The organism is Synechococcus sp. H55.9 (assembly GCF_047462355.1).
GTDB lineage: Bacteria > Cyanobacteriota > Cyanobacteriia > Thermostichales > Thermostichaceae > Thermostichus.
In genome coordinates this window covers 1-12,439 of sequence record NZ_JANSJB010000040.1, presented here as the reverse complement: position 1 = coordinate 12,439, position 12,439 = coordinate 1, and the positions used below count along the sequence as shown (strand labels likewise).

Below are 12,439 nucleotides of genomic sequence, written 5' to 3'. Positions count from 1 at the left end.
GCCCTTGAAACAACTTTAGTCGCTCATCCCAAGTTGAAATAGCCATAACCTATGGATCTCATTCTGCGTCGGGCCAATTTGCCGGATGGCCGCAAGGGGGTTGATATCGGCATTGAAGGGGGCCGCATTGTTGCTCTGGAAAACAACTTACAAGCCACTGCCCTGCAGGAAATCGATGTGAGTGGCCGCTTGGTGTCGCCCCCCTTTGTGGATGCCCACTTTCACCTGGATGCCACCCTCACCTACGGGATCCCGCGCGTCAACCAATCGGGCACCTTGCTAGAAGGGATCGCCCTTTGGGGGGAGTTGAAGCCGCTGCTGACGCCAGAGGCAGTGATGGAGAGGGCCTTGACCTATTGCGACTGGGCGGTGGCGCGCGGGATCCTGGCCATCCGTGCCCATGTGGACGTGTGCGATCCCAACCTGTTGGCGGTGCGGGCCTTGCTGGAGGTCAAGCAAAAAGTGTCCCCCTACCTGGATTTGCAACTGGTGGCCTTTCCCCAAGATGGCTACTACCGCTCGCCGGGGGCGGTGCAGCTCTTGGAGAAGGCTCTGGATTGGGGGGTAGAGGTGGTGGGTGGGATCCCCCACTTTGAGCGGACGATGGCCGAAGGGGCAGCTTCGGTGCGGGCCCTGTGCGAGATTGCGGCGGCGCGGGGTCTGCGGGTGGATCTGCACTGCGACGAGACAGACGATCCCCTCTCCCGCCACGTGGAAACCTTGGCCTACGAGACGCAGCGGCTGGGCTTGCAGGGGCGGGTGGCCGCCTCCCACCTCACCTCAATGCACTCAATGGACAACGCCTACGTGAGCAAACTCATTTCCCTGATGGCCGAGGCAGAGCTGGGGGTGATCGCCAACCCGCTGGTGAACCTGGTGCTGCAGGGCCGCCACGATACCTATCCCAAGCGGCGGGGGCTGACGCGGGTGCCGGAGCTGATGGCCGCCGGGCTGACAGTAGCTTTTGGCCAGGACTGCGTGATGGATCCCTGGTATCCCCTGGGCAGCGGCAACATGCTGGAGGTGGCCCACATGGGGATCCACGCTGCCCAATTGACCGGCTATGAGCAGATGCGCCAGTGCTTCTTGGCCGTTACGGAAAACCCGGCCCGCATTTTGGGGTTAGAAGGCTACGGACTAGAACCCGGCTGCTATGCCGATTTGGTGGTGCTCCAGGCTGCCGATGCCGTCGAAGCCATTCGCCTGAAACCGGCTTGCCTGTACGTTTTCCGTCGGGGACGGCTGATCGCCCAAACCCCGCCGGTGGTTGCCCAGCTCCATTTGCCGGGGCGCCCGGCCCAGGTGGACTTCACCCGCCAACTCTTCTAGGGATCAACTGGATGTCAACGGCGCACGGTGCCGCTGAAGCCGCTGGCCTTGAATTGCTCCAGGGTCAAGGGCAGCGGGCTGGTCACGGGCACGGAGATGCGAATGGAGAAGGGGCTTTCGCCGGGGGGAACCTCTTCGATGGCTCCCACGCGGGTGCGCTCCGGCAGAACCTCATTGCCGTTGGCATCGTAAAGGCGACCGAAGACATCCGCATTGACCAAGGTGTTTTTGGAGCGGTTCACCACCGTCCCTTCAATGAACATGCACCTGGCCGGTATGGGGTTGCCGTTGCTGGTGACCAGGTTGGTGTATTCGGGGGTATCCGGGCAGGGGGTGATGTGCAGATCTTTCAATTGTAGGGGGATGGCGCCAAAGCCCAGCAAGAGGGCCGCCAAAGCCGCCCAGCCCAGGCTCCAGCAGAGGGAGCGAAGCCCCTTCTTCCAAACTTGGCTCATGTTTTTCCTCCAAGGCCCATCTCCCTTAGTCTAGGGGATCCCCCGCCGGGTAAAACCCCTCTTCGGTTTGGATCCCGTCCAGGCGTTGATCCCAGGGATCCTGAGGCAGAGGCTGCCGCAGCAGGCAAGCCTGCGGGACAATGCCCCACTTGGGCACACCGGGATCCGGCAGCGAGGCCAAAAAGCGGTCGTAATAGCCGCCGCCATAGCCCAAACGCCTCCCCCAGCGGTCGCAGGCCAGGGCGGGCACGAGGATCAACTCGGCTTCGGCAGGGTCGATAACCTCACTGGTGGGAGAGGGCTCCGGCAGCCCCCAGCGGTTGGGAACAAGCTCGGCTGGGTGGTAGCGATGCCATCCCAACTGCCGCTGCGGCAAGCAACGAGGGATCCCCCAGCGCTTTTCAGGGAAAAGGGCGAACAGGGATCCCAGATCCACCTCGGAGCCGAAGGCCGCGTAGGCCAAGATGGTTCTGGCCGCCAAAAGCTGGGGGTGAGAGGCCAGATGAGCCACTATCTTCTGGTCGATCAGGGATCGCTCCAGCTCCTGCCGCACTTGGCGGAAGTGCTGGCGCAGGCGAGCTTTTTCTGCGCTAGGAGCTTCAGGGGGAAAATTGGGCTCCACAGACGGAGACAGGTTTGTTACCCAGAAGGGAGTTGCCGCAGCGCCCTGCAATCTCACCGCCTTGACTTTCCCCACCCCCAGTCAAGCTTAGGTGTGGATGTCCAGAGTCTACTGGATGGCCAGGAGCTCCACTTCAAAATCAAGGGTGGCGTTGGGTGGGATCACGCCGCCGGCGCCGCGGCTGCCGTAGGCCAACTCCGGCGGAATGCGCAAGTACCGCTTGCCACCCACCCGCATGGTGGCCAGACCTTCCTCCCAGCCGCGGATCACCTGCCCTACTCCGTAGGTAAAGATGAAAGGTTGATTGCGCTTGTAGGAGCTATCGAAGACGGTGCCATCCTGCAGCTTGCCCACATAGTTCACCACCACCGTTTGCCCCGGTTGAGGTGAAGGCCCACTGCCTTGAGCAATGTCGTAGTATTGCAGGCCCGACTCGGTGGTGATGAAGTCTTTGGCTGGGGATTGGATGCCCACCACGGGGTTGTCTTTGGCCCGCGACAGAGCCACGGCCGGCTGTCCACCCCACATCCCGATCCACAGCAAACCCAGCAACAGCAGCAGCATCCGTTTCATCTGTTGGCGTCTCCCCTCGCCGACTTTTTGCTTCCCCTTCCTTCAACGATCTTAGGGGATCCCTTCATCCTTTTATTTCGGCAAATTCGATGATCTGCCCTTGATGATCGCGCACCCAGAAGACAAAAGGCTTTTCGGAGCGGACGCTGTTGCGGATCCCTTGCTTGTTGATCCGCTTCAGGAGCGCTTTGAGGGCTTCCCGTTCATAGGTGGTGTGGCGATAGCGGACGCCGCCAGTGCGACCGGCTGCCGCCCCGTAGGCAGGCACAGAGGGGGGCCTGGAGGGACTGCCGTAGGGATCCGTGGAGCCGAGGATCACGTGCAATTGCACATTGTCGGAGAGCTGATACCAGAGGCCAGGGGTATCCGGTTGTGTCGATCCAGAAGTGGGACGGGTTCTGGTATCGAAGTGAGGGCTGAGGCCAATATCTCCCGGAAAATAGGGCGATCCCAGGCTGGAGCTGACCATGCTTTGCTCATAGCCGTAGTAGTACTGCAGCGGCAGCTCCGCCTCCGGCAGCTTCAAAACCTTTTCGTAGAAGCCCCTTGCCTGCTCCAGATCGGGCACGATGATGGTGTACACCCGGGGAGCGCCACTTAAAAATGTCCACATGGCCCCGCCATAGGCCGATAGCAACAAAAACATCAGCCCCTTCGTGGAGAGCAGAACCTCCAGGGGGATCAGCGGCAGCATCAGTCCAAGGGGGGTTGGCATTGGCACTCGTCTATTTGCGGGTGGCTCTGTAGTCCAGTATAGGATCCCTAGGCTGATGAAGCTTGCCCTGTTTGCCCCTACCCCGCGCGGTCGCCGCTTGGCCCAGCCTTTGCTGTCGCTGCTGCCGGAGGAGTGGATCTGCTGGAGCAAGGCCAACCCCCAGCGAGAGCCGCTGCCACCCCCCTGGCAAGCCTATGGGGATCCCCTGGCGGCAGCGGTGGCCCAGAGCTGGCCGCAGGTGCAGGGCTGTATCTTTGTCTTGCCAGTTGGGTCGGTGGTGCGGCTCATTGCCCCCCTCTTGCAAGACAAATACCGGGATCCGGCGGTGGTGGTGGTGGACGAAGCTGGGCGCTGGGCCATTAGCCTCTGTGGCGGCCATGTGGGCGGAGCTGAGGCGCTGGCGCGGCGGGTGGCGGCTGCCTTGGGAGCCGAGCCCATCCTCACCTCTGCCTCGGAAGGGCTGGGGATCCCGCCTTTGGATTTGCTGGGGGATCCCTACGGTTGGCAGCGGGGCGCCGGCGATTGGAACGGGGTGGCAGCCGCTCTGGCGCGGGGAGAGCCGGTGGCCGTTGAGCAAACCTGTGGCACGCAGCTCTGGCGGCGGGCCTGGCCAGCGGATCATTCTCTTTTCCTCACCGCTCCCGACCAAGCAGTGGCCCAGATCCGGATCAGCGAATCTACAACTTCTCTGGACAAGCTCCCCACCGTTCACTGGCATCCACGGGTGCTGTGGGTGGGTGTGGGCTGCGAGCGGGGCACCAGCCGCGCCTGGCTGGAGGGATCCCTGCGCCGCCTGCTGCAGGCCCAGGGGCTGGCCTTCGAGGCCGTTGCCGGCTTGGCCACCCTGGAGTTGAAACGGGATGAGGCGGGACTGCTGGAGTTGGCCCAGGCCCACGGTTGGCCCATCCAGTTCTTCTCTGCCGCGGCCCTGGCGGGGATCCCAGTTCCCCACCCTTCGGAGGCGGTGCGGCAGGCCGTGGGCACCCCTTCGGTGGCGGAGGCGGCTGCCCTCTTGGCCGCCCAGCGCATGTCGGGGGATGAGGATCCAGCCCAGGGGAGAGCCACCCTTCTCTGCCCCAAGCAGGTCTTTGCCTCAGAAAGCGAGGGAGCGTGTACCCTGGCCATTGCCCGCGCTGCTCAGGAGTATTCCCCTCGCGCCGGGCACCTGTGGCTGATTGGCACCGGCCCCGGGGATCCCGCCCAATTGACCTTGGCCGCCCGCCTGGCCCTGGCCCAAGCCGACGTGGTGATCGGCTACCAGCTCTACCTGGACTTGGTGGCGCCCCTCTTACACCCGGGCCAGATTTGCGAAGCCTTTTCCATCACCCAGGAGGTGCAGCGGGCGCAGCGGGCCATTGCCCTGGCCCAGCAGGGGCTGCAGGTGGCGGTGATCTCTTCGGGAGATGCGGGGATCTACGGCATGGCCGGGCTGGTGCTGGAGTACTTGGCCCGCAGCAGCTGGGATGGGATCCGCCCCTCTCTGGAGGTGCTGCCGGGGATCTCCGCCCTTCAGGCTGCTGCCGCCCGCCTGGGAGCCCCTCTCATGCAGGATTTTTGCGCCATTTCCCTCTCGGATCGGCTCACCCCTTGGCCGGCCATCGAGCAACGCCTGCAGGCGGCTGCCCAGGCCGACTTTGTGGTGGCTCTGTACAATCCCCGCTCGCGGCAGCGGTTGGATCCCTTCCTCAAAGCCCTGCAGATCTTTTTGGCCGCCCGCCCCGCCCACACCCCGGTGGCGGTGGCCCGCAACCTCTATCGTTCCGGCGAGGTCATCCACCTCACCACGCTGGGGGAGTTGGATCCTGAGCAGGTGGATATGTTTACCCTGGTCTTGATCGGCAACTCGCAGACCTTTCGCTACGGCAGCCGGCTGATCACCCCCCGCGGCTACCGCCTGAGCGCCTCTCCTGAGTAGGTGGGGGGATCCCAGGCGGTGACGTGCCCGAGGTGGGGGTCCCGGCCATGGGGGCTGTGGCAATCGAAGCCATCCGCGCCATCGTCATCCACGAGAAGAGTAGGATCCCCCGTTACCTTGTTTGGCTGGTTGACCGACCGACTCCAACCCCATCAGGTCACCACCGGATCCTACAGGCTGATCCTGCTGGCCTGTGGTCTGTTAGAGTACTGTTGCCGCTAGAGGGGATCGTGGCGGAATGGTAGACGCTACGGACTTAAAATCCGTTGTTCCTCAAGAACGTGAGGGTTCGAGTCCCTCCGATCCCATCTTGAATGCGAGGCTTGCAGAACTCTCGTAAATTCGAAAAAAGGCATTTTCCCACCATCAATTGAGCTCTGTCTGTTCCAGCACCTTGAGCAAGTCCGGGATCCGCACCCAGGCATCTTCTCGATCCAAATCGGGGCTGGCCAGAAGGGCCACCAAAGCTGGATCGCAGACCGGCGCCAGCAAAGGGAAATAATTGAGCCCTGCCACCTGGGCGATGATCCAAAAGTAGGGGAGCACCGCGTTGCGGGGCAGGATCTCGATGACGGTGGCGCCGGGTTGACAAAAGGCGAGGTTGGTCAGGCCCGCCCCATGGATCCCGATCACCGCCTCGGCCCCTTGCATCAGCGCTACTTGCTCCGCTAGAGAAAGGGTTTCCAGTTGCACCGATACAAATCCCCAGGGGCGCAAAGCCGCCAGCACCTCCGCTTCGTTGATCACCCGCCGCCAGCGGGCAGCACGACGGCTGATGTAGATCCGCCGCGGCAGCAAGGGAGCGCTGGACAAGCTCGGCCGGGCCAGTTGCCGCAGCACCGCCAATCCCCTGGGCGTCAAGCACCCCGCCGGAGCCCCTGCTGAGGGCACGATCAGGTTCTGCGCTTGCAGATGGGATCCCCCCACCTGCTCGAAGCTGAGGATGGGCTCGGCTGCGATCCCCAAAGCGGCCAAGCTCTGCACCTGAAAGGGTTTTCTTTGATACCCGTGGATCAAGATGGGGATGTCTTTTCCGAGGGCGCCCGACCGCTGCAGGACATCAAGGGCAGGCAAAACATCCACCATCCAGTGAAAGTAATTGACCGCTCCCAACGGCAAGAGGGCGACAGAGCCGTCCAGTGGGATCGGCGGCGGCAGGTGGGGTAAGCTCAAGATGGGGTGGTGTTCCAGGTGATCCGGCCCCCAGTCCCAGTCGAGAAACTCCGGTGGCGGCAAGCTGAGGGAGACATCGGCCAGCAATTCTCCCCGGCGGGTGAGCACCGCACTGGCAAAGCTGGCGTAGAGGTGGCGGGGATAGTGGCCCACATGGACGGATCCGCGGGGGATCTGGGCCACAAAAGTCTCGGCCAGGGGGATCCGCTGCGGGCGCAGCTTTTGCCCAATGGCCGGATCAGCTACAGGGGGCGCTTGCAGACAGAGCACCTCCCCTGGATCCAGTGCTTGGTAGTCCCCTTCGCCTGTGGCCTGATGCCACTGCCGGGTGGTGAGGTAGCCTTGGGCTGGCAGCGGCCAGGAGTCGGTTACAAGGGGGCTGGCCTGGGCAACAGAGCCTGCCGGAGCCCAGCGCCGTCGCCAAGCCGAATCCAGGTCCTGGGGGATCCCCTCTCCCCTGCCTGCCTGCTCCAGTCCAGACCGCAGCGGGCTTTCTCTGCCGCTGCCTTCGCACCACGCCTGCAGCCACTCCCGCTCCGCCGCCACCGCCTGCCGGAACTTTTCCCAGGCAGCCTGCGGGTCATCCAGCCGCACCTGGGCCTCTGCCCAGTAGCTGTAGAGCTCTGCCGTCTTCGTGCCCCGCGCTTCCGCCTCCCGGAAACACCGCACCGCCTGCGCCGGATCCCCTTGATCCAGCCAGGCCAAGCCCATCTGCACCCAGGGATCCCCCCACTCTGGCCGCAGCCGCACGGCTTGCTCCAAGGCCGAGGTGGCCTCCTGGAACCGGCCCAACTTGAGCAGCGCCAGGCCCCAGCGCCAAGAACTTTCTGCCGCTGCTGGATCCCACCGGCAAGCCCGCTCATACCACTCCGCTGCCGCGCTCCACAGCCGGCTGCGCTCTTGGGTTAGGCCAACGCGATGGGCGGCCAGCGCCGCCAGATCGGGAGGAAGGGATCCCTGCTCCACAAGCTGTCGGTACAAAGCCGCCGCCTGCGGCCAATGGCCTTTTTCCCATAGCCCCTCTGCCAGCTCCTGCAGCTCCCTTGCCCACCCACGCACAGCCTCGGCTTCGGCTACACCTCCGGCTGTCTGCATTGCCAAGCCCTCTTGCCACACAAGCTGCGCCTCCAGCTCCCGCCCCAGCAGCAGATAGGCAGCTCCCAGCCCCCAATACAGCTCTGAGGAGGGGGATCCCTGCTGGAGCTGCTGCTGCAAAGCTTGGACAAGACACTCGTAACGCCCCTGTTGCCAGTCTTCAAGGCTGGAGACGGAAAACAACGGATGTGAGGGCAGAGCCGGGTCGGGAGCCATGTCTATGTGGATGAGAAACAGTGTTACAAACTGCAACAACCCCCCCACTCTGGGCACATCCCCCTAGTATTCTAGGCTTGGCTTCTCCCTCCGGCATCAATCCTTCTCGGCTCAGGGAGAGACATCGGTTCGAGCGTGGGTCGGCCTCTTCACCCCAAAGGCTATGGCCCGCTGCGCGATGGGAGGGCACCGTCCTCAGCCTTTGTCGGCCATTTTTTCGATAAAACGGAGTTTAAGAGATCGATGGGTATCAACGTATCCGCTGGCACCGTCGTTTCCAGCCCCCGTCTGTACCAAACCGTGCCCGTATCGACCATCTCCCAGGCAGAACAGCAGGATCGCTATCTGGGACGCACCGAGTTGGATCGCCTGGAGGACTTTTTCTCCAGCGGCCTGAAGCGCCTGGACATTGCCCAAGTGATCGCGGCCAACTCCGAAATCATCGTCAGCCGGGCGGCCAACCGCATCTTCACGGGGGGCTCGCCCATGGCCTATCTGGAGCGGCCAGAAGTCACTCAGGACGAGAAGGAAGCCTTTAAGTTGGGCACCGCCTTTTACGTGGAGTCCACCGGCGGCTTCCTCGAGGCCATCCGCAACCTCTTCAGCGCCAGCGGCGTGGAGATTCCCCCCAACTTCCGCCCCATTAACATCTCCCGCTACGGCGCCGCCAACATGCGCAAGTCCCTGCGGGATCTGAGCTGGTTCTTGCGCTACGTCACCTACGCTCTTGTGGCCGGGGATCCCAGCATCATTGCCGTCAACACCCGTGGCCTGCGGGAGATCATCGAAAACGCCTGCTCCGCCGAGGCCACCATCGTCGCCATTCAAGAAATGAAGCGGGCCGCCGCTGGCTACTTCCGCAAAGATGCTGAGGCGGTGGCCATCATCAACCAATATTTCGATGTCTTGCTGAGCGAGTTCATCGCTCCTTCCCCCTCCGATAAGCTGCGGCAGCGCAACGCCAGCACCGCCGATGGCCTGCCCCTGCAGGGGCTACAGCTCCCCCAGATTTACAACTTGGCGGCGGAAAAAGTGCCCGTTTTTGCCATGAAGCCGGGGCTGTCCAACGCCGAGAAAGAAGACGTGATCAAAGCCGCCTACCGGCAGGTGTTCGAGCGAGACATCCGCCGTGCCTACGGCCTCAAGCTTTCCGACCTGGAATCGAAGGTGAAAAACGGCGAGATCTCCATGAAGGAGTTCATCCGCCGCCTGGGCAAATCCGAACTGTACCGCAAGCAGTTTTACGAGCCCTACATCAACAGCCGCGTCGTGGAGCTGGCCTTCCGCCACTTCCTAGGACGGGCCCCAGAAACCCGCGAGGAAGTGCAGACCTACTTCTCCATCATCTCCAGCAAGGGTCTGGCCGGCCTGGTGGATGCGCTGGTGGATAGCCGCGAGTACGGCGACTACTTCGGCGAGGAGACGGTGCCCTACCTGCGCAAGCTAGGGGTGGAAGCCCAAACCAGCGCCAACTGGGGGGCCAAGTTTGATCTTTACAACTACGCTGCCCCCCGCCGCAAGGTGCCCCAGTTCATCACCCTCTTTGCCCGCTACAATCGCCCTTTGCCGGATCAGCATGCCTATGGCGTCGGCAACGACCCGCTGGAGATCCAATTTGGCGCCATCTTCCCCAAGGAGACCCGTTCCCTCAACGCCAGCCCCGCCCCCTTCAACAAGGATGTCAAGCGCATCCTCATCCGGCGCGGCTTTGCCCTCACCAACGAGCGCACCAATCCCAGGGCGGCAGGGGATCCGGGCAGCTTGGGGCCCAAGGTTTTCAAGCTCACCCAAACCCCTGGGGATCGCAGTCGGCGGTTGGGGGCACGGGCGGGGATTGTTGGCAGCGAGGGATCCACACAAGCGGTGATCCGCGCCTGCTACCAGCAGCTATATGGCTATGTGCCCTACGAAGGCCAACGGCTAACCCGCTGGGAGATCAAGCTGGAGTCGGGCGAGATCAGCGTCAAAGAGTTTGTGCGCCAACTGGCCAAATCGGATCTCTTTCGCAACAAGTACTGGTCCAGCTTGTATGTTTGCAAAGCCATCGAGTTTATCCACCGCAAGCTGCTGGGCCGGCCCACCTACGGGCGGCAGGAGATCAACCGTCTGTTCGACATTGCCTCCAAGCAAGGGTTCTACGCGGTGGTGGATGCCATCCTCGACAGCGAGGAGTACCAGCGGGCCTTCGGAGAAGACATTGTGCCCTACGAGCGCTACCTCACCCCCGGCGGCCTGGCGTTGCGGCGGATGCGCCCCGGATCCAGCGATATGGCGGCGCTCAAGCCCATTCGCACCGATGAGGATATCCCCCTCTTTGTCAAGTTGGGCCAGCCGCAGGATATGCCCTCCGGCGAGCTGGAGATCCAGCGGCGGGCCCAGCAGGGAGTGCCCAAGGTGCGCCAGGAGGTTCCCATCTTCAAGCTCACCAGCCTGGCCAACAAAGCCGAGGTGAACAACCTCATCCGCGCCGCCTACCGGCAGGTCTTTGAGCGAGATATGGACATTTACAACATCAGTGCCGAGCTCAGCTCCGCCGAGTCCAGGCTGCGCAACGGCGAGATCACCGTCAAGGAGTTCATCGAGGCGCTGGGGTGTTCAGAACTGTACCGCTCTGAGTTCTACGCTCCCTATCCCAACACCAAGGTGATCGAGTTGGGCACCAAGCACTTCCTGGGCCGCGCGCCCCTGAACCAGCAGGAGATCCGCAAGTACAACCAGATCCTGGCCACCCAGGGTTTGAAGGCCTTTGTGCGCGCCTTGCTGAATACCCAAGAGTACCGGGATCTCTTCGGGGAAGATACAGTGCCCTACCGCCGCTTCCCCACCTTGCCGGCGGCCAACTTCCCCAACACCCAAGAGCTGTATGGCCGCCTCACTAAGCAAAACCGCGAGCTGGTGGTGCCCAGTTTCAGCCCTGTTGGCAGCAACGATCGCAGCTAGATTAACTCCCCTCTCCCCTTGTGGGAGAGGGGCTGGGGGTGAGGGAACGGGCTGCGTAGCCCAAGTGCTGCAGGGCGGCGGGGGTAACCACCCGCCCACGGGGTGTGCGCTGCAGATAGCCGATCTGCAACAGGTAGGGCTCGTAGACTTCTTCGATGGTTTGGGGATCCTCACCCGTCACGGCGGCCATCGTCTCCAGGCCCACGGGCCCGCCCGCAAACTGCTCCACCAGGATCGTCAGCAGCTTACGATCTGTCCAATCCAGCCCCATAGGATCCACCTGGAACAACTCCAGGGCCGCGGCTGCCGCTTCTCGGCTGATGTGGCCATCTCCTCGCACCTGGGCATAATCGCGCACCCGCTTGAACAAGCGATTGGCAATACGCGGCGTGCCCCGAGAACGGCGGGCGATCTCTGTCGCCCCTTCCGGATCGATGGAAGTGTTCAGGAGACGGGCAGTGCGCAACACGATTTCCACCAGCTCGTGGGGCTCATAAAAGCGCAGCCGTTGCACATGGCCAAAGCGATCCCGCAGCGGCGAGGTGAGGGCGCCGATGCGAGTGGTGGCCCCGATGAGGGTGAAGCGCTCCAAGGGCAGAGAGGTGATGCGGGCCGAGCGACCCTTGCCGATGGTGATATCGAGGCGAAAATCTTCCATGGCCGGGTAGAGCAATTCTTCCGTCACTTTGGGCAGGCGATGGATCTCGTCGATAAACAGCACATCCCCCCGCTTCAGGCGCACCAGGTAGCCGGCAATGTCGCGGGGGCTCTCCAGCGCCGGGGCTGTGGTCATGTAGAAGTGGGATCCCATTTCTGCCGCCAGCACCGCAGCCACCGTGGTTTTGCCGAGGCCGGGCGGGCCATAGAACAATAGGTGATCCAAAGGCTCACCGCGGGCCCGGGCCGCCGCAATGGCAATGGAAAGCACTTCCTTAAGCTCCGTCTGACCGATGTACTCGGCTAGGGTGCGCGGGCGCAGGGATTCTTCCTGAGCCTCGCCAGGCTGAGCCTGTGGCTGCAACAGCTCATCGGCTTGCCGGCCCCGGTTCTGGGAGCGGAACTCCATCCCTTCTCTGCAAGCAGAACTCTTTTGCTGCTGCCCGGGATCCTCAGCCCCCACAGCCCGAGAAGAAATGATCGCCATATCCTTTACCTGCAGATGCAATAGCCCTACTCTAACTGGAAAAAACTGGGGGAAAGATCCTGGTAAACCGTTTGCCGATTTTGGTCTCCCACCTGGGTAGAAAGATTGGAGGGGGCAGTAGAAGAAAAAAATCCCCCGGCATCTGCCAGGGGACTCAAGAAGGACTAGTCTACTCGGTCAAGAGTGGATTAGCCACGGATGGCCGGCGCCACTTCCACCGCCGCCAAATCCAGCGGGAAGTTGTGCGCATTCCGCTCGTGCA

The 12,439-nt window shown here is 62.8% G+C and carries 9 protein-coding genes and 1 tRNA gene; 4 read left to right on the top strand and 6 right to left on the bottom strand.

Annotated features, from left to right (window positions below):
- Positions 1 to 51 precede the first annotated feature (51 nt).
- On the top strand, positions 52 to 1,329 hold the full coding sequence (locus NW857_RS06935; RefSeq protein ID WP_414368443.1) for an amidohydrolase family protein: 1,278 nt from the start codon (positions 52 to 54) through the stop codon (positions 1,327 to 1,329).
- Positions 1,330 to 1,343: 14 nt separating this feature from the next.
- Here NW857_RS06935 and NW857_RS06930 read toward each other — a convergent pair whose 3' ends face one another.
- The 4 genes from NW857_RS06930 to NW857_RS06915 form a co-directional block, all read right to left on the bottom strand.
- On the bottom strand, positions 1,344 to 1,784 hold the full coding sequence (locus NW857_RS06930) for an FxLYD domain-containing protein (protein WP_414334570.1): 441 nt from the start codon (positions 1,782 to 1,784) through the stop codon (positions 1,344 to 1,346).
- Positions 1,785 to 1,809: 25 nt separating this feature from the next.
- On the bottom strand, positions 1,810 to 2,463 hold the full coding sequence (locus NW857_RS06925; protein ID WP_414368441.1) for a 5-formyltetrahydrofolate cyclo-ligase: 654 nt from the start codon (positions 2,461 to 2,463) through the stop codon (positions 1,810 to 1,812).
- Between the two features lie 51 nt (positions 2,464 to 2,514).
- The gene (locus NW857_RS06920) at positions 2,515 to 2,979 is read right to left on the bottom strand and encodes an FKBP-type peptidyl-prolyl cis-trans isomerase (protein WP_414334574.1); all 465 of its coding nucleotides are present in this window, start codon (positions 2,977 to 2,979) and stop codon (positions 2,515 to 2,517) included.
- Between the two features lie 64 nt (positions 2,980 to 3,043).
- The gene (locus NW857_RS06915) at positions 3,044 to 3,694 is read right to left on the bottom strand and encodes a hypothetical protein (RefSeq protein ID WP_414368438.1); all 651 of its coding nucleotides are present in this window, start codon (positions 3,692 to 3,694) and stop codon (positions 3,044 to 3,046) included.
- 55 nt (positions 3,695 to 3,749) lie between these two features.
- Here NW857_RS06915 and cobJ point away from each other — a divergent pair, with 55 nt between their 5' ends.
- Together cobJ and NW857_RS06905 are read left to right on the top strand one after the other, a co-directional pair.
- Positions 3,750 to 5,609, top strand: coding sequence for a precorrin-3B C(17)-methyltransferase (gene cobJ, locus NW857_RS06910; protein ID WP_414334578.1), 1,860 nt, complete (start codon positions 3,750 to 3,752; stop codon positions 5,607 to 5,609).
- A gap of 224 nt (positions 5,610 to 5,833) precedes the next feature.
- A tRNA-Leu gene (locus tag NW857_RS06905) sits at positions 5,834 to 5,917 on the top strand.
- Between the two features lie 58 nt (positions 5,918 to 5,975).
- On the opposite strand, the gene NW857_RS06900 is transcribed toward NW857_RS06905, so the two are convergent.
- Positions 5,976 to 8,129: a glycosyltransferase 61 family protein gene (locus NW857_RS06900; RefSeq protein ID WP_414334580.1), complete on the bottom strand. Its 2,154-nt coding sequence runs from the start codon at positions 8,127 to 8,129 to the stop codon at positions 5,976 to 5,978.
- A gap of 207 nt (positions 8,130 to 8,336) precedes the next feature.
- On the opposite strand from NW857_RS06900, the gene NW857_RS06895 reads away from it, so the two are divergent.
- On the top strand, positions 8,337 to 11,033 hold the full coding sequence (locus NW857_RS06895; RefSeq protein ID WP_414334581.1) for a phycobilisome rod-core linker polypeptide: 2,697 nt from the start codon (positions 8,337 to 8,339) through the stop codon (positions 11,031 to 11,033).
- A gap of 1 nt (position 11,034) precedes the next feature.
- Here NW857_RS06895 and ruvB read toward each other — a convergent pair whose 3' ends face one another.
- Complete coding sequence (gene ruvB, locus NW857_RS06890; protein ID WP_414334583.1) at positions 11,035 to 12,177, bottom strand: Holliday junction branch migration DNA helicase RuvB; 1,143 nt, start codon at positions 12,175 to 12,177, stop codon at positions 11,035 to 11,037.
- Positions 12,178 to 12,439: the final 262 nt, after the last annotated feature.